The 21,475-nt window shown below is 39.3% G+C and carries 22 protein-coding genes; 13 read left to right on the forward strand and 9 right to left on the reverse strand.

The genetic code is table 11. The features are described 5' to 3' along the window. Window positions 1-80: 80 nt before the first annotated feature. The 3 genes from aroE to hemF all read right to left on the reverse strand — a co-directional run bounded on the left by aroE (window position 81) and on the right by hemF (window position 2,366). Window positions 81-869 carry a shikimate dehydrogenase gene (gene aroE, locus DJ533_RS04740; RefSeq protein ID WP_065994060.1) on the reverse strand — a complete coding sequence of 263 codons (789 nt, stop codon included), beginning with the start codon at window positions 867-869 and terminating at the stop codon, window positions 81-83. Window positions 870-955: 86 nt separating this feature from the next. Further along, window positions 956-1,162 (reverse strand): hypothetical protein, encoded by a 207-nt coding sequence (locus tag DJ533_RS04745; protein WP_065994061.1) that lies wholly within the window; start codon window positions 1,160-1,162, stop codon window positions 956-958. 256 nt (window positions 1,163-1,418) lie between these two features. Beyond that, entirely contained in the window at window positions 1,419-2,366 is a 948-nt protein-coding gene (gene hemF, locus DJ533_RS04750; protein WP_065994062.1) for an oxygen-dependent coproporphyrinogen oxidase, read from the reverse strand. A gap of 287 nt (window positions 2,367-2,653) precedes the next feature. Between hemF and hemN the strand changes: the two genes are divergently transcribed. After that, window positions 2,654-4,018 (forward strand): oxygen-independent coproporphyrinogen III oxidase, encoded by a 1,365-nt coding sequence (hemN, locus tag DJ533_RS04755; protein ID WP_065994128.1) that lies wholly within the window; start codon window positions 2,654-2,656, stop codon window positions 4,016-4,018. A gap of 112 nt (window positions 4,019-4,130) precedes the next feature. On the opposite strand, the gene ribA is transcribed toward hemN, so the two are convergent. Then, on the reverse strand, window positions 4,131-4,733 hold the full coding sequence (ribA, locus tag DJ533_RS04760; protein ID WP_171488532.1) for a GTP cyclohydrolase II: 603 nt from the start codon (window positions 4,731-4,733) through the stop codon (window positions 4,131-4,133). 302 nt (window positions 4,734-5,035) lie between these two features. Between ribA and dxs the strand changes: the two genes are divergently transcribed. Together dxs and DJ533_RS04770 are read left to right on the forward strand one after the other, a co-directional pair. Next, window positions 5,036-6,940 (forward strand): 1-deoxy-D-xylulose-5-phosphate synthase, encoded by a 1,905-nt coding sequence (gene dxs, locus DJ533_RS04765; protein ID WP_065994064.1) that lies wholly within the window; start codon window positions 5,036-5,038, stop codon window positions 6,938-6,940. A 129-nt stretch (window positions 6,941-7,069) separates the two neighbouring features. Then, window positions 7,070-7,900 carry an inositol monophosphatase family protein gene (locus DJ533_RS04770; RefSeq protein ID WP_065994065.1) on the forward strand — a complete coding sequence of 277 codons (831 nt, stop codon included), beginning with the start codon at window positions 7,070-7,072 and terminating at the stop codon, window positions 7,898-7,900. 76 nt (window positions 7,901-7,976) lie between these two features. On the opposite strand, the gene DJ533_RS04775 is transcribed toward DJ533_RS04770, so the two are convergent. After that, window positions 7,977-8,417 (reverse strand): immunity protein YezG family protein, encoded by a 441-nt coding sequence (locus DJ533_RS04775; RefSeq protein WP_065994066.1) that lies wholly within the window; start codon window positions 8,415-8,417, stop codon window positions 7,977-7,979. 466 nt (window positions 8,418-8,883) lie between these two features. On the opposite strand from DJ533_RS04775, the gene DJ533_RS04780 reads away from it, so the two are divergent. The 7 genes from DJ533_RS04780 (at window position 8,884) to DJ533_RS04810 (ending at window position 14,814) form a co-directional block, all read left to right on the forward strand. Further along, on the forward strand, window positions 8,884-10,674 hold the full coding sequence (locus DJ533_RS04780) for a DEAD/DEAH box helicase (protein ID WP_065994067.1): 1,791 nt from the start codon (window positions 8,884-8,886) through the stop codon (window positions 10,672-10,674). A gap of 413 nt (window positions 10,675-11,087) precedes the next feature. Then, window positions 11,088-11,906 carry an ABC transporter ATP-binding protein gene (locus DJ533_RS04785; protein ID WP_065994068.1) on the forward strand — a complete coding sequence of 273 codons (819 nt, stop codon included), beginning with the start codon at window positions 11,088-11,090 and terminating at the stop codon, window positions 11,904-11,906. Beyond that, the gene (mlaE, locus tag DJ533_RS04790) at window positions 11,903-12,682 is read left to right on the forward strand and encodes a lipid asymmetry maintenance ABC transporter permease subunit MlaE (RefSeq protein ID WP_065994069.1); all 780 of its coding nucleotides are present in this window, start codon (window positions 11,903-11,905) and stop codon (window positions 12,680-12,682) included. Before DJ533_RS04785 ends, mlaE begins: the two co-directional genes overlap by 4 nt. After that, on the forward strand, window positions 12,682-13,359 hold the full coding sequence (gene mlaD / locus DJ533_RS04795; protein ID WP_065994070.1) for an outer membrane lipid asymmetry maintenance protein MlaD: 678 nt from the start codon (window positions 12,682-12,684) through the stop codon (window positions 13,357-13,359). Before mlaE ends, mlaD begins: the two co-directional genes overlap by 1 nt. A gap of 21 nt (window positions 13,360-13,380) precedes the next feature. Then, the gene (locus DJ533_RS04800) at window positions 13,381-14,013 is read left to right on the forward strand and encodes an MlaC/ttg2D family ABC transporter substrate-binding protein (RefSeq protein ID WP_065994071.1); all 633 of its coding nucleotides are present in this window, start codon (window positions 13,381-13,383) and stop codon (window positions 14,011-14,013) included. Between the two features lie 15 nt (window positions 14,014-14,028). After that, window positions 14,029-14,316 (forward strand): STAS domain-containing protein, encoded by a 288-nt coding sequence (locus DJ533_RS04805; protein WP_065994072.1) that lies wholly within the window; start codon window positions 14,029-14,031, stop codon window positions 14,314-14,316. Between the two features lie 81 nt (window positions 14,317-14,397). Then, the gene (locus DJ533_RS04810; RefSeq protein WP_065994073.1) at window positions 14,398-14,814 is read left to right on the forward strand and encodes a hypothetical protein; all 417 of its coding nucleotides are present in this window, start codon (window positions 14,398-14,400) and stop codon (window positions 14,812-14,814) included. A gap of 99 nt (window positions 14,815-14,913) precedes the next feature. On the opposite strand, the gene DJ533_RS04815 is transcribed toward DJ533_RS04810, so the two are convergent. Continuing rightward, window positions 14,914-15,927 carry a magnesium and cobalt transport protein CorA gene (locus DJ533_RS04815; protein ID WP_065994074.1) on the reverse strand — a complete coding sequence of 338 codons (1,014 nt, stop codon included), beginning with the start codon at window positions 15,925-15,927 and terminating at the stop codon, window positions 14,914-14,916. A gap of 158 nt (window positions 15,928-16,085) precedes the next feature. Here DJ533_RS04815 and DJ533_RS04820 point away from each other — a divergent pair, with 158 nt between their 5' ends. Together DJ533_RS04820 and DJ533_RS04825 are read left to right on the forward strand one after the other, a co-directional pair. Next, window positions 16,086-16,703 (forward strand): LOG family protein, encoded by a 618-nt coding sequence (locus DJ533_RS04820; RefSeq protein WP_065994075.1) that lies wholly within the window; start codon window positions 16,086-16,088, stop codon window positions 16,701-16,703. Window positions 16,704-16,806: 103 nt separating this feature from the next. Next, entirely contained in the window at window positions 16,807-17,199 is a 393-nt protein-coding gene (locus DJ533_RS04825; RefSeq protein WP_065994129.1) for an NUDIX hydrolase, read from the forward strand. On the opposite strand, the gene DJ533_RS04830 is transcribed toward DJ533_RS04825, so the two are convergent. Genes DJ533_RS04830 through recG form a run of 3 tightly spaced genes read right to left on the reverse strand, consistent with a single transcriptional unit; the run spans window position 17,196 to window position 20,457 of the window. Further along, window positions 17,196-17,879 (reverse strand): ComF family protein, encoded by a 684-nt coding sequence (locus tag DJ533_RS04830; RefSeq protein ID WP_065994076.1) that lies wholly within the window; start codon window positions 17,877-17,879, stop codon window positions 17,196-17,198. The two genes, DJ533_RS04825 and DJ533_RS04830, sit on opposite strands and share 4 nt — an antisense overlap. A gap of 39 nt (window positions 17,880-17,918) precedes the next feature. Beyond that, on the reverse strand, window positions 17,919-18,392 hold the full coding sequence (locus DJ533_RS04835; protein ID WP_065994077.1) for a hypothetical protein: 474 nt from the start codon (window positions 18,390-18,392) through the stop codon (window positions 17,919-17,921). Window positions 18,393-18,411: 19 nt separating this feature from the next. Beyond that, window positions 18,412-20,457, reverse strand: coding sequence for an ATP-dependent DNA helicase RecG (gene recG / locus DJ533_RS04840; RefSeq protein ID WP_065994078.1), 2,046 nt, complete (start codon window positions 20,455-20,457; stop codon window positions 18,412-18,414). 59 nt (window positions 20,458-20,516) lie between these two features. Here recG and DJ533_RS04845 point away from each other — a divergent pair, with 59 nt between their 5' ends. Beyond that, window positions 20,517-21,287 carry an NAD(P)H-binding protein gene (locus DJ533_RS04845; protein WP_065994079.1) on the forward strand — a complete coding sequence of 257 codons (771 nt, stop codon included), beginning with the start codon at window positions 20,517-20,519 and terminating at the stop codon, window positions 21,285-21,287. Window positions 21,288-21,475: the final 188 nt, after the last annotated feature.

The following is a 21,475-nucleotide window of genomic DNA, read 5'->3' on the forward strand; positions in this document are numbered from 1 at the left end:
TTTCCAAGAATGGTATAATAAGTAAAGACTATAAAAGAACCTCTACGGAGGTTCTTTTTATGTTAAAGCGAAACCATTTTTTAAAGAAAATCTTTAATATTTGGCTTAACCCCATTCCAGATATAAAATGCTTCTATTGCTTGTCCCACTAACATCCCAAAACCTTCAGCAGTTGGAACATTACGAGCTTTGGCTTGATCTAGAAAAGAGGATGCTTTGCCATACGCCATTTCATAGGCATGATTAAATTTCAAATTTTCAGGTAAAACCAAAACATCACCTGATAAACTGGCAGAGGTAGCATTAATGACAATATCAAACGTACCGTTTAAATCATCTAAACCACATGCAGATAATTGTGCTTCAGGTACTGCATCTTTTAAGTCAGTAATCAATTGTTCTGCACGTGCAAGAGTACGATTGGCAATGACGATTTTTTTCACACCTGCCTGTACTAAAGGATAAATCACGCCTCGGGTTGCTCCACCTGCACCAATGATTAGAATCGAGGTATTTGCGAGTGACCAGTCTAACGCTTGAATCGCTGCAACAAGACCTTGTCCATCTGTATTGTCACCGTGTAATTTGCCATCTTTCATCCATAAGGTATTGACTGCTTTGGCGATTTTGGCACGTTCAGAAAGATGTTCACAAAGCGCAAAAGCTTGCTCTTTAAATGGCACTGTGACATTCATACCATGACCATTTTCAGCAAAAAAAGTAGCAACGCTGTTTTCAAAACCATCTAAAGGCGCAAAACGTTTTACATAATCAAGTTCAATGCCGGTTTTTTCAGCAAACGCATGATGTAATTCAGGAGAGCGAGATTGTTCGATGGGATTACCAATAACGGCAAACTGTTTGCGCATATTGCAACATCCTTAGACTTAAATGAGCCTAATATACGTCAAAAATGCACAGTGCTAAAGATGAACAAGAATATTGAAGGGGAAACTTAAGGATTACAAATATCACGGATGGTATTCACAAAAATAGAACCTACATTCAAACATAAGCCTATGATTGCAAAAATGATTAAACTAAAGCCAAAATTATCATGCAAAGTTTGTTCTGAAAAAATCACAGTACTAATCGCACTCATTAAGGCTATAAAAAGTGTGCAAAAAATGACACAGTTTAGATTGATAGATTTCATGTGCATTTTAATTTCCTGTGTGCATGAGTACGCAAAATAACAGTGGAATAGGTCATTTTGATGTCATTCTATTTGAATACTATTTCAGTTTACGTGAAATGTCGCTGAAATAGGTTTAAAAGCTGTATGCAAATGTGACAAATTATGCCTGTAAGGAAAAACGCTATAAATCCAGAAGGTATTCAATCCGCATGTCAGAGCAAGTTTAAAAAGAACCCTAATGCTCATCTCTTGTCATTAGGGTTATGAAATTGAGATTTTTTTATTGAGTTTTGAGTTCTTTGAGCCAGTCTCTTGGTTTTAAATAATATTCCGTTAAGCGTTTTTCTGGAGAGTTTTCATCCCATTCAGGACGATATGACCATGCTGCAAGCGGTGGCATACTGACTAAGATGGATTCAATGCGTCCACCTGTTTGTAGCCCAAACAACGTACCACGGTCATAAACCAAGTTGTATTCAACATAGCGACCACGACGGTACAGTTGGAAGTCACGTTGTGCCTTGGTATAGGGTTGATTTTGATGCTTTTGGAAAATAGGTAAAATAGCATTGAGATAACCATTACCTACTGCTTGGATATATTCAAAGCATTTTTCAAAATCCCATTGATTTAGATCATCAAAGAATAATCCACCAACTCCACGCTGCTCATCACGATGTTTTAAATAAAAATAATCATCACACCATTTTTTATGTTCGGTATAAATCTGCTCACCAAATGGCGTACATAGATCATGCGCTTTTTGATGCCATGCTAATACATCGGCATCATCTGGATAAAATGGCGTTAAGTCAAAACCACCACCAAACCACCAAACAGGATCTTGACCTTCTGGTTCAGCAACAAATAAACGCACATTGGCATGTGAGGTTGGAACGTTTGGATTTTTAGGATGAATTACTAAGGAAACGCCCATAGCTTGGGCTTTTGCGCCCGCAATATTTGGATGGCGTTCTGTGGCAGAGGCTGGCAGTTTTGAAATATTAATGTGTGAAAACATCACACCACCTTTTTCAATCACAATACCATTTTGCAAAACACGTGAGCGACCACCGCCACCTTCTGGACGCGTCCAATCATCAATTTCAAAGGTTGCTGTGCCGCCACTTTCGAGTTCTCGTTTTTCTAAGCCTGCACAGATCCGTGCTTGTAAATCGAGGAGAAATTCACGAACACGTTGAATATCAACTGAAGTAGGATTCTGCATGATGATCCTCATTGGGAAGATGGAAAGTTAAAGTCGTATTAACTGAAGTATATAAAAACATAAAACCATAAAAAAAGTAAGGTTTTAATGATTTGTTTTCTCGATTTGCACCACAATACATGCTTAAGTCAAAAGACTGACCCTACAAAAGAATAAATTAAAGTCATAAATCCGACTGATCTACTAGGTTGAGTTTTGCTCATAAACACCGCACAATAACATAGAAATGAATGCCAAAAAATGTGTTGATTTAGCTTTATATATGAAGGGTTTACCGAGTGGTGGATATGAGTAGTTCTTTAATTCAAAAGTACAATGTTGCAGGTCCTCGTTATACTAGCTATCCAACGGTACCCTATTGGGATGAGCACACATTTTCATTGCCATTATGGAAGCAAACCTTAAAACGATCTTTTGATGAGTCGAATCAAAGCGAAGGAATCAGTCTTTATATTCATTTGCCATTTTGCGAAACGTTATGCACTTTTTGTGGTTGTCATAAGAAAATCACAAAGCGTCATGATGTTGAACAACCTTATATTCAAGCGGTACTCAAAGAGTGGGATTTGTATTGTCAATTATTAGGTGATAAACCCCATATTAAAGAAATCCATTTGGGTGGAGGAACACCAACTTTCTTTTCTGTAGCACATTTACAGCAGTTGATTGAAGGGATTTTAGCCAAAGCAAGTATTGCAGATGGATATGAGTTTAGCTTTGAAGGGCATCCAAACAATACTACACGAGAACATTTACAAGCCTTATATGATCTTGGTTTTCGCCGAGTGAGTTTTGGTGTGCAGGATTATAATGAAACGGTACAAAAAGCGATTCATCGTATTCAGCCTTTTGAGAATGTTGAAAATGTCACCCAGTGGGCGAGAGAGATCGGCTATAGTTCTATTTCCCATGACTTGGTTTTTGGCTTGCCATTTCAAAACTTAGACGATGTTTTATTTACCATAGAGCAAACTAAGCGCTTAATGCCAGATCGTTTGGCGTTTTATAGTTATGCGCATGTGCCGTGGATTAAGGGAAATGGTCAACGGGGTTTTAAAGATCAGGATGTTCCAAAAGATGATTTGAAGCGTCAATGTTATGAGGAAGGTAAGAAAAAGCTTTTAGCGCATGGTTATCATGAAATTGGGATGGATCATTTTGCTTTAGCGCAAGATGGCATGTATCAGTCTTTTAAAAATCGAACATTACATCGTAATTTTATGGGGTATACCGCATCGAAAACGCAACTTATGATTGGTTTAGGGGCTTCCTCGATTAGTGATAGTTGGTATAGCTTTGCACAAAATGAAAAAAAATTAGAAGACTATTATTCACGCCTTGAACAAAATGAAATTCCTGTGGTGAAAGGGCATGTTTTATCGCCAGAAGATTTAATTATTCGTCAACATATTTTAAATCTCATGTGCGCTTTTGAAACCTCTTGGGCTGACCCAGCCATGTATTTTCCTGAAATTTCAGATGTGCTTCAGCGACTCCAAGAAATGCAGAATGATCATTTGCTCGTGATTGAGCAAGAGCGAATCATGATTACTGAGCAAGGCAAACCTTTTGTACGCAATATTTGTATGGCTTTTGATTTACATTTAAAACGTCGTAAACCTGAAACGCAGATTTTTTCGATGACGATTTGATTGGACAGCGAGAAACCTTATCGCCATATAAACCTTGTTTATAGCGTGTGATTTATATGGCTGAATTTTATTTATCAATCTTCTAGAAAAGTACTGTTGAAAAGGTGATGACTTAAAAATCATCCTGATCATACATATGTGCCATACGATCATGTTTGGTTTTTAAATAATCTTCATTAAATTTATTTAAACCAACTGTCAAAGGTACACGATCTACCACAGCAATGCCTAAATCTGTTAATGCCTTTAATTTTAAAGGATTATTGGTGATGAGTTTGACTTGTTGAACGTGTAAGTGATTGAGCATAATGCTACACATGTCGTAAGTACGTGCATCAGCAGGCAAATTTAACAACAAGTTCGCATCCACCGTATCATGCCCCTGATCTTGCAAGGCATAAGCACGGATTTTATTGGTCAGCCCAATCCCACGACCTTCCTGACGCAAATATAAAATCACGCCTTGACCTTCATCATTAATCATTTGCATTGTGTTGTGCAGTTGTGGTCCACAGTCGCATTTGAGTGAACCAAAAGCATCACCTGTTAAACATTCAGAATGAATGCGAACCAAAACGGGTGTGGTTGGGGGAAGGTCTAAGCCTTTTGAAAGTGCGACATGCTCTTCACCAGTTTTAGGGTCTTGAAATACGGTGATTTTAAAATCACCAAAAGCAGTTGGTAATTTTGATGTTGCAACAAACTCAATAGGCACAGTTTCTTCCATCAATTTCTGATAAATTGGCTAAAGTATAGCGTAATGCTAGGGCATTGCTATATTCGTGAACCATGAATTTATACAGAATAATTTCTTTTTTGTATAAACAACACGATAATGGTTGATAAGTACTAAGATTATTCAGGATAATCGCAGCACAAATATATGCTGAATTGAAATGATTCAAATCGGCACTACTATAAATGTGGCCGTTCGAATGTGATATTATTCGTTCTCACAATTACGCTAACCCGTTACCTAGCTTAGGATTTGCCAGGCTTAAGAAGGCTTTGCCACATATGTTGTATACCGAAATACCAAGTCAACGTCCTGTTACGCCATTGTTAAATGGGATTGACCATCCTCAACAATTGCGTCAACTTGCGCAAGACCAATTGGCACAAGTCGCGGATGAGTTACGTCAATATATTATCTATGCTGCTGGTCAAAGCGGTGGGCATTTTGGTGCAAATCTTGGCGTGATCGAACTGAGTGTGGCTTTGCATTATTGTTTTAATACGCCATACGATCGTCTAGTTTGGGATGTGGGGCATCAAGCGTATCCACACAAAGTCTTAACTGGTCGTCGAGAACAAATTACTACCATTCGTGCCAAAGAGGGGCTGGCGGCATTTCCTGCCCGTGAAGAATCTGAGTTCGATACCTTTGGTGTTGGGCATTCCTCTACTGCGATCTCAGCAGGACTTGGAATGGCTTTGGCAAGTCGCTATCAAAATACACCACGTGAAGTTGTTGCCATTGTCGGGGATGGTGCAATGACTGCGGGTATGGCATTTGAAGCAATGAATGATGCGGTTGCCCATAATGCTGATTTGATGGTCATTTTAAATGACAATGATATGTCGATCTCCTGCAGTACGGGTGGTTTTGCCAAGCACTTAGCCGCTATTTGGGAAAAAGGTCAGTTTGTAAATATTGATGAGCAAGGTCAAGCTTTTATCCAAGAATGCCCTGAATGGACATATACCTCTCGTTTGCACCAATCTGCTACAGATGCCGCAGACAACTTATTTAAAGCGATTGGTTTTGATTATTTTGGTCCTTTTGATGGGCATGACGTTGATCAACTTGTACAAGTATTCAATGCACTCAAAAAACGTAAAGGACCACGCTTAATTCACATTTATACAGTGAAAGGTAAAGGTTTTGCACCTGCCGAAGCTGATCAAATCAAATACCATGCGATTGGCAAAATTAATGCCACACCAAGTCAAAATATAGCACCAAAATATTCGGATGTATTTGGACAATGGTTATGTGATGAGGCAGCACAAGATGAACGTCTTTTAGCTATTACACCTGCCATGTGTGAGGGTTCAGGCATGGTGCAATTTGCCAAACAATTTCCTGAGCGTTACTTCGATGTTGCGATTGCTGAACAGCATGCGGTAACTTTGGCTGCAGGCATGGCATGTGAAGGTTTAAAACCTGTGGTTGCAATCTATTCGACTTTCTTGCAACGTGGCTATGACCAACTGATTCACGATGTTGCTTTACAAAATTTGGATGTGACTTTTGGGATTGACCGTGCAGGTCTGGTCGGTGAAGATGGACCTACGCATGCAGGTGCGTATGATTATGCGTTTATGCGTACCGTACCCAATATGGTGATCATGGCACCAAAAGACGAAAATGAATGTCGTCAAATGCTACACACTGCGTATTTGCACCAAGGTCCAACCGCAGTGCGTTATCCACGTGGCAATGGTTTAGGCGTTGAAATTCAAAAGCAACTCACTCCACTGGAAATTGGGAAAGCTGAAATTGTTGCTGAGTTTAACCTTGAGCATGAGGAATGTATTAGTATTCTCGCTTTTGGTAGTCGGGTCGGCGTGGCTATTGAGGCTGCAAGAAAACTGGCTGAACACTTAGAGATCGCAGTTCGTGTGATTAATATGCGTTTTGTGAAACCACTGGATGAACAAATCATTCGAGATTTGGCTGAAAAAACCAGTTTGTTTGTCACTGTAGAAGAACATGCAGTAATGGCAGGTGCGGGTAGTGCGGTAAATGAATTTTTAGCGCAAGCACAGATTGTTAAACCGATGCTGAATCTAGGTTTACCTGATGCGTTTCTTGCACAAGCGTCACATGCTGAAATGTTGCAAACTTGTGGTTTGGATGCGCAAGGCATTCAAAACTCAATTGAGCAAGCATGGTTAAAGATGATTCAGCATATTTAACAGCAAGTTAAATGGCATATTTAAAAGTTTAGAAACAAAATTTCCCTTTCAGCCTGATTATTTGTTAAAATGGTCGGGCTTTTATGCATTATTCTTTATCAGTATCTTCAAATTTGTAGTGGGTGTTCAATGGAACCTATGGTGGTGATGGCTGCGCGTGCGGCTCAATTAGTTGGTCAAGAGCTTTTAAAAGCGCATCAAAATCGTCATAAACTCGATCTACAAGTCGAAGAAAAAGGTATCGATGGTCCTGTAACACGTGTAGATCGCTACATTGAGCAGTTGACGATTGATACGCTTCGTAAAAGTTATAAAAATCACAGCTTCCTTGGTGAAGAGTTTGGTCTGCAAGAAGGTAAAGGTCATGACGCTGATTGGTGTTGGGTGATTGATCCTTTGGATGGTACTTTAAACTTTATCAATGGTTTCCCTCATTTCTGCGTATCTATCGCTGTTCAACATAAAGGTATTACACAACACGGTGTTATTTATGACCCTGTGAAAGATGAGTTATTCTCTGCAAGCCGTGGTCGCGGTGCAATGTTGAACCAACGCCGTATCCGTGTAAATGTTAAAGACAGCCTTGAAAATACTTTCATGGGTGTTGGTCATGCATTCCGTAAAATCCGTAATGGTGAAGTGGTTTCATATGCGAAAAACCATTTTGATTCATTATTGAATGTAACAGAAGCAGGTGCGCAATATCGCCGTGCTGGTTCTGCTGCATTGGACTTGGCATATGTGGCTGCAGGTCGTTTAGACGGTTATTTTGAACTGGGTTTGAAACCTTGGGATATCGCTGCAGGCGAGCTCATCGTGAAAGAAGCAGGCGGTACAGTGGTGGATGCACGTGGTGGTTCTGATTCTATGGAAAACGGTCAAGTGATCGCATGTTCTATGAAAATGTTAAAACCATTGATGCAACAAGTTGTTCCTGCTTGGGGTGAAGCTGCGAAGTAATTTATGCTTTTGTAGTTTGAGTTTTGAAAAGCCTTCATAGTAGTGAAGGCTTTTTTATGTCTTAGAATTTGCTAATTTATGCTTTGTTTTGTTCTCTGAGCTTAATACGCATTTCCCATTCTTCGAATGGAATATTGTATTCATCTAGCTCTTCCAATTTTAAATCACTTACTCGTCGCATATATAAATTTACCCAACTATCTTCTCTAGGAATGTAATCAAACTCTGCATTAAAAATAGTATTATTATTGAGTGAAAATTTAAAATGTGACCACTTTTCTTTAAAATTTGTAAGGCTTCTCAATCCTTCAATTAAATTCATGATTTGATCTTCGATATCATAAGGTCTCTTGCCCATTACAAAGCTACTAATTTTATTGTTGGGTGTTAGCCATTCAGCTCCTCCTGCTGAATAGTCAGGATAAACACACCCTAAAAAATATATGTCAGTTGCTTCCTCAGGCATGATTGACCACAAAAGCTCACCGATTTTTTGATAAATTTCTTGTTCTTGCATAAATGTGTTCCATTTTTTGCTACTTCTTGAATTGTTGAGATTGTGAGTGAGTGGGTTTGTAGAATCAATGGATTTAAATTCATTTATTTGAATGAAGTATATCTATAGATATTATGAAAAGTGGATATGGAAAAATCACTCACAGGAAAAACAATAAAACTGCGTGACATTATTTTAAATTCTGCTATACTCTGCGCACGCACTAAATTCGTTCATTACCTGAACATTTCTCTTCTATATTGTGTATGCGCGTCCGGTCCAAAGAGAGGACAATATTTCGCGCCCCACCCAATCGCCTAAGCGATTCCTTCAGGTTGCGGCTGTAATCATGTGTGCGTTATACGCATCGTCGTTCTCGGATCGCCGCTGATTCTATATTTTCAGCGATTATTGCTGTGCCGCTTTTTGCCGATGTCCATCAGATCATATATTTAAATGGAGCACCCACATTCGGGTGAAAGTCTCTATGAGCAAAACTTTTGCTGATTTTCCTTTAGACGAGTCATTACATAAAGCACTCGAATCTCTTGGTTTTACTACACCTACACCTGTTCAAGAACAATCAATTCCAGCGGCTTTAGAAGGTAAAGACCTTTTAGTATCTAGCCAAACTGGTTCTGGTAAAACAGCAGCTTTTTTATTGCCAACATTAAACGTTTTAGCAGGACAAGACACATTTGTTCCTTTTAAAGAACGCATGAAAGCAGTAACACAACCTAATATTTTGGTGATTTCTCCAACGCGTGAACTTGCACAACAAGTGTGTCAAGACGCAATTGCATTTGTACGTCACATGAAAGGTGTTCGTATCGCTGCAATCATGGGTGGTATGCCATTTGGTAAACAAATTCAACAATTAAAAGGCGCGCAAGTTGTTGTTGCAACGCCAGGTCGTTTACTTGACCTTGTTAATCGTCGTCAGATCAAACTTGATAAAGTTGATTCTTTAATTGTGGACGAAGCTGACCGTATGCTTGACTTAGGTTTCTCTGAAGACCTAGAAGCAATTAGCGACTTAGCTGCAAACCGTAAACAAACATTAATGTTCTCTGCAACATTTGCACCACGTATCATTAACCTTGCTGAACGCATGATGAATGATCCTGAGCGTATTGCGATTGAAACAGGACATTCTACTAATACAGATATTACCCAAACTTTACATTGGACAGATGGCTTTGAGCATAAGAAAAAATTGCTTACCCATTGGTTAAATGAAGAAGATTTGGATCAAGCAGTGGTATTTGCGTCTACTCAAGAAGACACAGATATGCTTGCTGAAGAATTAACAGAAGCGGGTCTTTCTGTTGTTGCGCTCCACGGTGCAATGCCGCAAACAGTTCGTAACCGTCGTTTACGCAGTATCCGCGAAGGTCGTGCAAAAATCTTAGTTGCAACTGACGTTGCAGCACGTGGTTTAGACGTACCTACGATTTCGCACGTGATTAACTTTGGTCTTCCAATGAAAAACGAAGACTATGTACACCGTATCGGTCGTACAGGTCGTGCAGGTCGTACAGGTAAAGCGATTACATTGGCGACTTATCGTGAACGCGGTAAAATCCGTGCTTTAGAAGATTATCTAGAAACACGTTTAGACGTGTCTGAAATCGAAGGTTTAGAGCCATCTCCACCACCTGCACGTGGTAGCCGTGATGGTCGTGGTCGCAATGGCGGTGGTCGTGGTCGTGATGGCGGTCGTGGCTTCGGCGGTGGTCGTGGTCGTGATGGTGGTCGTCGTTTCGAAGGCGAAAGCAATTTTAAACGTCGCGAAGGTGGTTTTGAAGATCGTCCACGTCGTAATTTTGATGACAAACCACGTGGTGAACGTCCAGCATTTGGTGAAGATCGTCCACGTCGTGAGTTTAATAATGACCGTCCACGTCGTGAAGGTGGCTTTGAGGATCGTCCACGCCGCGAGTTTAACAATGACCGCCCACGCCGTGAAGGTGGTTTTGAAGATCGTCCACGTCGCGAGTTCAATAATGATCGTCCACGCCGTGAAGGTGGTTTTAATGATAAACCACGTTTTGACTCGAATGATGACAACCGTGGCAACCGTGTAGATTACAAACCACGCCGTGAAGGTGGTTTTGGTGATCGCCCTAAACGTTCATTTGGTGAAGATCGCCCACGTCGTGATTTTGGTGCCGATCGTCCGCAACGTTCTTTTGGTGATGACCGTCCTAAGCGTTCATTCGGTGAAGATCGTCCACGTCGTGAAGGTGGCGATCGTCGTCGTAAATTTAACGACTAAGATCCTAATTGATTTTAAAAACCAGCATTTATGCTGGTTTTTTTTTGTGGATAATTTTCTGACATTAATTTTAATATTTGTGATTTTAATCACATTAATGTTAATATGCCTATCTTTACATAGGGGGGTGTATTTGTGATTAAACAAAATTATGGAGAAATTATGCTATATATCTTTTCGATATTACTCATCTCAAACATTGCGTATTTTATTTACAGTAGCCTAATTTGAGCCAAATTTTAAAACTTGAATAGATAAAAAATAAACAATAATCTGTTGAATTATTCTCATAAAAATATCGTTAAGTTTTTATTTTGTAAAAATTAGAACCCGTTCTTTATCTTTAATTACAACAAAATTCTTGAATTCAGAGTATAGTATGCGAGCTGTTGAATGCAGGAAAATGTTCAGCTATGAATAATCAATCACTTCTCGATGCACAAGCTTTAATCGAAATAAAAAATTTAAGCTTTAACAGAGGGGAACGTGTCATTTATGACAATGTGAATTTAAAAATTCGTCGTGGGCAAATTACCGCAATTATGGGACCATCTGGAACAGGTAAAACTACTTTGCTGCGTTTGATCGGAGGACAGTTAACACCTGACCAAGGTGAAGTGCTGCTGGATGGTAAAAATATTGCAACCATGTCTCGTAATGAGTTGTTTACAGCGCGTGCACGTATGGGAATGTTATTCCAAAGTGGTGCGTTATTTACAGACATGACTGTGTATGAAAATGTCGCCTTTCCGCTTCGCGCACATACCAAATTGCCTGAAAACTTGATTGCAGAATTAGTCGCATTAAAATTAGAATCAGTCGGTTTACGTGGTGCTGAAAAGCTGATGCCATCAGAACTTTCTGGCGGGATGAATCGCCGTGTAGCTTTGGCACGTGCCATTGCCTTAGATCCCGATTTGATTATGTATGATGAACCCTTTGCAGGACAAGACCCGATTGTTAAAGGGGTTTTGACGCGTTTAATTCGTTCATTACGTGAAGCATTGGATTTAACGACGATTATTGTGTCGCATGATGTGGATGAAACATTATCCATTGCGGACTATATTTATGTGGTGGCTGAAGGAAAAGTGCAAGGTGAAGGTACACCAGCTGAATTAAAACAACATGCTTCCGCATTTGTACAACAATTTTTAACAGGTTCAATCGAAGGGCCTGTTGATTATCAATTTAGTCATCAGGCTTATTTAAGCAATGAGGTACGTTCATGAATGCTATTGCCTTATTAGGTAGACGCGTTTTAGAACGTGTTCAGGGAATAGGGGTTGCAACGCAGATGTTGCTGCGCATTTTATTCTCTATGCCTTCGTTATTGGGCGTGAAACTTTTTATTTATCAGATGTATCGTGTGGGTGTGCTTTCACTTTTGATCACGGCAGTATCTGGTTTATTTATTGGTTTGGTGATTGGTTTACAAGGCTACTCGATTTTAGTCAATATTGGTTCTGAGGCAATGCTTGGAACGATGGTGTCATTGACCTTGTTACGTGAGCTTGCACCTGTGGTTGCCGCTTTACTTTTTGCTGGACGTGCAGGCTCAGCTCTGACTGCTGAAATTGGTTTGATGAAAGCCACCGAGCAACTTTCTAGTATGGAAATGATCGGGGTTGATCCTTTAAAACGAATCGTTTCTCCACGCTTATGGGCAGGTATTGTGAGTTTACCCATGCTTTCCGTGATTTTCGCTGCAATTGGTATTATGGGCGGAAAAATGGTGGGTGTTGACTTTTTAGGTGTCGATGAAGGTTCTTTTTGGAGTGGAATGCAAAGTAGCGTCCAATTCGGAAAAGATGTACTCAATGGCACCATTATCAAAAGTTTTGTTTTTGCATTAATTTGTACTTGGATTGCAGTATATCAAGGCTACGCCTGTGTACCAACATCTGAAGGTATCGCAACATCTACGACACGTACTGTTGTGTATTCATCATTATGTGTATTAGGTTTTGATTTCGTGTTGACTGCGGTCATGTTCGGAGGGGTTTAATGAAATCACGTACTAGTGAGCTGGCCGTAGGTATTTTTGTTATTATTTTCGGTGTTGCTCTATTTTTCTTGGCAATGAAAGTCAGTGGTTTGGTCGGTACTAATCTCAAAGATAGTTATACAATGACTGCTACTTTTGACAATGTGAATGGACTTAAGCCGCGTGCGAAAGTGACCATGAGCGGTGTGAAAATTGGACAGGTTGATTCTATTTCACTTGATCCTGTGACACGCTTAGCAACGGTTAAATTCGATTTGGATGGTTCTCTCACCAGTTTTAATCCTACTCAATTAAAGACTGTGCAACAAAATGCTTTAGAAGAGTTGCGTTATAGTTCGGACTATCAAGCTGCTGATCCAAAGAAACAAAAAGAAATGGAACAGCAACTATTGAATAACATGAAATCCATCACAAGTATCGATGAAGATGCTTACATAATGGTTGCAACCAATGGTCTCTTGGGAGAGAAATATCTCAAAGTGGTACCAGGTGGTGGCTTAAACTATGTTAAACGTGGTGAGAGCGTTTCAAATACGCAAGGTACAATGGATTTGGAAGACCTTATTTCTAAATTTATTACTGGTGGTGCAGGGAAATCATCAGAGGGTGCATCAGGTTCACAAGGTGCATCTGCGTCGAATGAAGCAACAGATGCACAAACATCTTTTGTTGAATAAACATCAGAGGAATACTGACAGATGAATATGTTATTAAAACAAACTTTTACAGCAACAGTTTTAGCAACCATGGTCGCAACTGCTGCGAATGCTGCCCCTGCAGAAGCCCCTTCAGCTTTTATTAAGCGTGTAGCAGATGGCTTGATTTCACGTTTAAAAGTGGATCATGCAAAACTACAAAGCAATCCTGCTGCGGTAAAAGCGATTGTACGTCAAAACCTTGATCCATATGTAGACGGTCAAGCATTTACACGTATTGTGATGGGGACATATGCCACAAACCAATACAGTAATGCTGCACAACGTGCTAAGTTTGAGCAAAATTTCCGTAATACTTTGATTGAAAACTACGGTTCAGCTTTTGCTAAATACACCAACCAAACTTACACAATGCGTCCATTTAAAGATACTGGTAGTAAAAACCCAGTGGTAACCATCGACTTTAATAACAAAGGCGAGAAAATCCCTGTGTCATTCCAGTTGGCTGATCATGGTTCACAATGGAAAATCCGTAACATCAATGTGTCAGGTATTGATCTAGGCTTGCAGTTCCGCAATCAATTTGCTGCAAACGTAAAACGTAATGGTGGCGATATTGACAAAGCCATTGCAACATTTGAGCCAGATGCAGATGCAGCCGTAAATAAAAAATAAGTAGGTAGGTGTCGGGTGATTGAATTTAAAGATCAGGAAATGTATGTCAGTGGTAAAATTGCCTATGACAATGCTGAACAAATTTATTTAAATGGTTTGAAGATGATTCAGACTGAAAATAAATTTCCTTTAACTGTAAATTTGTCAAATTTACAGCACGGCAGCACCTTAGTTTTGTCTGTATTGGTGCAATGGTTACGTCAAACACCGAACCAGCAAGGTTTACAGTTTAAAGCTGTTCCTGAAAAAATGATGAAGATCATCCAAGCCTGCCATTTACAAGATGATTTAAAAATTATCTGATTGTAAATACTGAAAAGCACCGAAAGGTGCTTTTCTTTTAAATAACTTACTAGAAAATACTTAAAATAATGAGAAAGAAAAATGAGCATTGAATATTTTATTTTTGCAATGGATGATTCATGTATGAAGCAGAATGTACTTTCTATTTTTGCTCCACATTGGAAAAGTTTAGAGAAAGATCATATTTTTTTTGAACAATCAGAAAATTACTATTTACTCGATTATGGTGAGGATGGTGATTGTCATTTTGATATCACTTTGAATGATGATCAGACAGTAAAAGGTATCACGATTTTTAGACCTTGTGGTAGCGCTGATATGGAGCAGTCGGTTTATAAATTAATTTCACAATTTCCGATGTTTATGACTTATCCAACAGCTCCTCTTTTATTGGTCACTGCAAATTCGGAATGTGTTCAAATAATAACTGATGAAAATCCAGAATTATTAGAAGATTTAATTATTGTAGACAGCTTTGAAGATTATTTAAAAACTTAAATATTTAGATGATTAGGATTTATTTGAATAATTTAAGTCATTCAAATAAAAAAAGCACCCAATGGTGCTTTTTTTATAAGTAAATGCATAAGGAATAAATCAAATCCATTTTTTCCATCTGAAGTAAATCAGTGGACCAACAAAGAATGCAATCAAGATGCTAATCACCACAATAAAACTGGTTGTACCATGTGCAAAAGGCAGTACTTCTGTGTTCATTCCATAAATACTGGCAATCAGCATTGGTGGTGCAAGCATACTGGGTAAAATGGAGAATCGACGAATCGTGTCATTCTGCTCAGTGTTAATGAAGCCAGAAGTGGTATCTAGCAAGAAGCGAACTTTTTGAAATAAGAAAGCATCATGCTCTACCAATGATCGAACATCTTCGCTTAATTCTCGGATGTCAGCATCATAAATATGACTCCCTAACGCACGTGGACGAGAAAGAAAAGTGAGGACGCGACGTAAGTCAATTAGACAGAGTTGTGCTTTCCCAATCATATCTTCTTTTTGCGCAAGACGGGTAATCATGTCATCAAGATCAAGAATTTGCTCACGATGGCGCACATTGAGAACTTCGGTAGAGTATAACTCTAAGTCCTTGTGGACATCTTCTAAGATATCCGCAAGCTCATCGAGTTTAGCTTCAAGTAAACCTAATAAAATCCAAGTCGGATCTTTATAATCGATATCATAATCATTACGTCGAGCACGTGCTCGAAACGCCCGAAAAGCCACAAGTTTTTCACCACGTAGCGTAAACAAACGACCTTTATGCAAAATAAAAGCGACTGTTTGTACTGTAGCAAGCATATTGCTTGAGTCTTCAGGATCACCCTCGACTTGATAGTTTTTATTTTTCGTTAAAAAATAGGTACTGATATGTAAAATACCATCATCATCACGATAAAATCGAGCAGATGAAGAAATGTCTTCCAATGATTTGAGTGTTGGAAAGTTTTGCGCGTAAGCGTCCAATACCCATTCTTGTTCTTCTTGTGAAGGTGCAATAAGATCAATCCACACCAGTTCTGGGTGTAGATCAAATCCACCGTTAATGGTGGCATCTTCCAAACTACCGCGCTCAGTGGCATAAAAGGCTTCAAGCATAGTGTCTTTTCTCCCTTGCGCAGTATAGCGTTAAATTGATGCGTGTATTTTAGACAAGGATTTCATGAAAAACACTGATTACATTGTTCTTTTGTAAAAAAAATCTTAATCCGTTCTCTAAGATACTCGCATGGTAAAATTAAAACTAGGTTAAATTTATGAATTCTATTGCAATTTTCTGTGGTTCATCGTTAGGTTCTGATCAAATCTTTGCAGATATTGCCAAACTGACTGGCGAAACAATCGCCAGACAAGGTAAAACTTTGGTCTATGGCGGTGGACGTTCTGGCTTAATGGGCATTGTGGCAGATAGTGCATTGGCAGCAGGTGGGCAAGTGATTGGGGTTATTCCGCAGGGTTTAGTCGACCGTGAACTGGCACATCCGCACCTAACCGAGCTTTATATTGTGAAAAATATGCATGAACGCAAAACCAAAATATCTGAGCTTTCGGATGGTTTTATTGCTTTACCAGGAGGGGCGGGTACGATTGAGGAGATTTTTGAACAATGGACATGGGCACAATTGGGTATTCATTTAAAACCATGCGCATTTTTAAATGTTGAAGGGTTTTATGATGATTTATTAAAGTTTATTCAACTCACGACAGATAAAGGCTTTTCGCGAGCACGATTTACTGACGTACTTATCCATTCACCATCTTTAGAAGATATTTTAAACCGACTTGAACACTATCAAGCACCTGAACCAAAATGGGGCGTAAAAGACCGAGAAGAGCTAGTAAAATTAGAAGATCAGGATAAGACTTTTGATTAATTGAGAAATAAGTAATCAGGATGCTCCTTATTTAAACACAATATATTGAATATTAAATAGGTTAATATCACAATATATTGTGTTTTTTGTTTTTTTAATGCTCATGAATATTATTACTGTTGCTGCGGCAATCATTCTCAATGAAAAAAATCAATTGTTGCTCGTCCGCAAGAAAAATACCCAATTCTTTATGCAAGTGGGCGGTAAACTTGAGCCAAATGAAGAACCTCAACAAACTATGTTGCGTGAAATTAAAGAAGAAATAGGAGCAAATGCCAAAATTGAACAGTTTGTTGGACGTTTTGAAACACAAGCTGCCAATGAAGCAGGGCATCAATTGGTCAGTTATGTGTATCAGGTCAATCTCCACCAAGCCCCTCGAATTAATGCTGAAATTGCTGAGATGAAGTGGATTGATTTGGATGATAAACAAACTTTGCTTGCACCATTAACCAAAGAGATTGTGATTCCGTGGTGTAAGGCAAATCTTGTTTAATTATACTCTTTGAAATTGGTCGCAGATTCTTCAAGCTGAGAACGTTGTTTAATTCCTCCTGCTGCAATACATGCAGTATAAATCTGCTGACAGCCGAGTTTTTCTAAAGCTTGGCTCAGGGCATGAATCGAACTTCCTGTTGTGACCACATCATCAATAATCAGTACTTTTTTGTGTTTTCGTTTTTCTGTTTGAATGATTTGAAATTGATCTTCAATATTTTCTAATCGTTCAAGTCGGCTTAAGCCTTTTTGTGAATGTTGTGCAGCTCGGATCACGGGTTGCCAAACGGGTACTTTCAGTTCTTTTGCCATGATATTGGCAATGATCAACATTTGGTTATAACCACGTTCTTTTAGTCGTTCTGTGGAAATGGGCATCGGCACAATGGCTTGAACTTTGGGAGTTCTTAAATTCAGTAAACTATGCGCTAAAAGGTTTTGATATTGTAGTTGTTGTTCGTATTTGTAAGTTTGAATAATTCGATCAATCGGAAAGTCATAGTGATGTGCGCAAAGTATGTTGTGTTCATGACGCTGGATATGTTGTCTGTACCACGGCAATTGTTCCCAACAGTTGCTACAAAGCGAATGCTGTTGTTGGCGGTCAATGCCACAGAGTAGGCAAGGGGAGATGCTTTGTACGCCTTTGTGGAACAGTTGGTTAATGAATGAGAGCATTATATTTTCTCTATTTTTATTTGGAGTGAATCATGTTTGTTATGAATCAAGCCATTCTTCTGCTTTTTCTATAGCATAGTCTATTGCTTTAACCATATCAAAGAAATGCCAATCAGGTCGGTTTTCACCATATTCTGTAATGAGTGAGAGTAATCCTGATGACTTAGATGAAGATACTACGATAATTGGGAAAGGAGGTTCATTAGGATTGGTTTTATCATTTTTAAATTGGTGAATATCTCCAAATACGTCAAGTATTGAATCACCCCAGTGATAAAAAAGCTCTCTAAAATCTAAAATTATACAACTTGGGTTGAAGGCTTGTAACCCGAGCATGCTTATTGTTGCAATATATTCACCATGTTCATTTCCTGATGAACCATCAGGATATTCACCAAAAAAAGCAACAATTAAAATTTTGTGATAATTCGTTTGTTTTTCATCTACAAGAAAAAAATTACTATTAATGCTTTCAGGTTTTTGAAAATGTACTCGGTTGATATTGTAAGTCATTTAATTTTTCCTTATTGTTTTATACATACGCATATCTCGGTGCTTCAGGTAACCATCGTTTCAGTAATGCTTCTGCATTTTCGGGATAGTCTTTTAAAACTTGTTGCGCGACATGGTGGGCTTGATTGAGGAGGTGATCATCCCGTTCAAGTTTTGCGACACGAAAGCCCATATCCCCCGTTTGCTTTGTTCCAAGTAACTCACCGGGTCCACGTATTTCCAGATCCTTTTCTGCAATGATAAAACCATCATTGGTTTCACGCATGATACGTAAACGCTCTTGTCCATTTTGTGACAGCGGATTTTTATAAAGCAAGGCGCAGAAACTTGCTGTTGCACCACGCCCGACACGACCACGTAATTGGTGTAGCTGAGAAAGTCCAAGACGCTCCGCATTTTCAATCACCATAATGGAGGCATTGGGTACATCGACACCGACTTCAATCACGGTGGTTGCAATCAAAAGCTGTAATTCATTGTCTTTAAACTGCTGCATCACGGATTGTTTTTCATCAGCTTTCATTTTTCCATGCACAAGTCCGATATTTAGTTTAGGAAAGCGCTCTTTAATTTCTGCATAAGTGGCTTCAGCTGCTTGTGCATCTAAAGTTTCAGATTGCTCAACCAGTGTACATACCCAATAAGCTTGTTTACCCTCAGCGCAGTTTTTGGCGATGCGCTGTAAAACTTCTTCACGACGATCCAGTGGAATGGTCACGGTTTGAATCGGGGTGCGTCCGGGAGGTAATTCATCAATCACCGAAGTATCCAAGTCACCATAAGCAGACATGGCTAATGTACGAGGAATCGGTGTAGCCGTCATGACCAGTTGGTGCGGTGTGGTATTGTCCACGCCTTTATTACGCAATGCTAAACGCTGATCGACCCCAAAACGATGTTGCTCATCAATGATCACTAAACCCAATTTGGCAAATTCGACATTGTCCTGAAAAAGCGCATGCGTTCCCACGATGACATTCGCCGTACCATCTTTAATAGTTTGTTCAGCGGCAGTGCGTGCTTTACCTTTTTGTTTGCCTGAAAGCCAAGACACATTTAAACCCAAAGGCTCAAACCATTTTTTAAAGTTTAGATAATGCTGTTCAGCTAAAATCTCAGTTGGTGCCATCAGTGCCACTTGCCAACCTTCTTCCAAAGCATGACAAGCTGCCACGCCTGCAACCAAGGTTTTCCCTGCACCTACATCACCTTGTACAAGGCGTAGCATCGGTTTGTTTTGTTTTAGATCTTTGGCAATTTCATTGGAGACACGTTTTTGAGCATTGGTCATTTCAAAAGGTAGGCTTGCTAAAAGTTGTTTGGCAAAACTTTTACTGTAGGAAAATGACGGTGCTGCGATTTGCTGAATATAAGCACGACGGGTCAGTAAACTAATTTGATGTGCCACCAACTCTTCAAAAATTAAGCGTTGCTGTGCAGGATGTGAACCTTGAGATAGTTGCAACATATTGGCATCCACAGGGGGATGGTGAATATATTCCAGTGCTTGTTTGAGCGCATAACCATTGGTGAATTTTTCTGGTAGTAACTCAGGCAAATCATCGGCATGATGATTCAATGCTTGTTTGATATATTCACGCAGTTTTGGTTGGGTTAAGCCATCGGTTGCAGGGTAAATGGCTGTGAGTTCAGTCTGAGGTAAAGGCGTATGTTCTGTGATGAGTTGTATTTCAGGATGATACAGCTCTAAACCACGCGCACCGACACGGACTTCACCAAAGATTCTTAAACGATTGCCTGCTTTAGCGCGGTCTGTCAGGGCTTTATAAATATGATAAAAACGTAAGGTGACTTTACCGAAATCATCCTGTAGCAAAATCGCCATCGATTTGCGTTTTCCAGGGGGCATATCGATGGATTTGACCACGCCTTCCATGAGATAGCTACGCCCAACCTGTAATTGGTTCATGGCAATGATCGTGCTACGATCTTCATAGTCACGTGGTAAATGAAACAGCAGATCGTCTGTGGTGAAAATATTTAGTTTTTCAAGTAAAGCAGCGGCGGCATTGCCAACCCCTTGCAATTGATGGACGGTAGCCATGTCCCCTCAACTTAGGTTTATTTGATCTTGATGGATCAGTGTTCAGAATAGGTCATTTGATGCATATTCTATTTATCGGTTATGGTAAAACATCGCAGCGTGTTGCTAAACAATTATTTCAACAAGATCACCAAATTACCACAGTGAGTCGTAGTCCGAAAGAGGATGATTTTGCTGAGCATTTGATTCAGGATATTCAGCAACTTGATTTGTCATACATTAAATCTATTGATGTGGTTTATGTCCTGCTTGCGCCATCTCGACATACGACTTTAAGTTCAGTTGAATCGTATCAGCAGACTTATGTGGATTCTGTCCAACCCATTGTAAATGCTTTAAGCAATCATCCGATTAAACGGATTATCGTGGTGTCATCCACACGAGTCTACGGTGAGAATAACGGTGAAATCATCAATGATGATTCACCAGCGATTCCAAGTGATGAACAAGGTCATTTACTTTTAAAAATGGAACAGTTATGGCAGCAGGCTTATCCCAATGAATGTGTGATTGTACGTCCAACTGGGATTTATGGGACGTCTACAGTGAGAATGCTGAAGTTAGCTGAAACTACAAAAACGTATCCCAATATTCATTGGTCAAATCGGATTCATATCGATGAGCTTGCCAATTTCTTAGCGCATTTACTTCACGTGGAACATCCTGAAAAGTCTTATATTTGTACCAATAATCAACCCCAGCCTTTGCATGAAATGATTTTAAAGATTCAGCGAGAATTTGGGTTGCCTGAGTTGGTTTTGGAGAGTGAGAGGGAGAGTGGGAAAAGGATTTTTGCACGCAGAATAGTAGTGAATGGGTTTAAGTTGTAACAGAATTATTTTAATTGATCAGGCTGTTTTATAAAACTGTATTTGAATCTATCTGATGAAATCTGTGAAACATTATTTAAATGATAAGCGTGGAACGAGAAAAATCCTTTAAATAGCTTAACTATTGATAATTTAGTTGTTTGATGGATTTTAAAATTATGATTATTAAACAATAAATACATTGAATT

It is taken from the genome of Acinetobacter defluvii (assembly GCF_001704615.3).
Lineage (GTDB): Bacteria > Pseudomonadota > Gammaproteobacteria > Pseudomonadales > Moraxellaceae > Acinetobacter > Acinetobacter defluvii.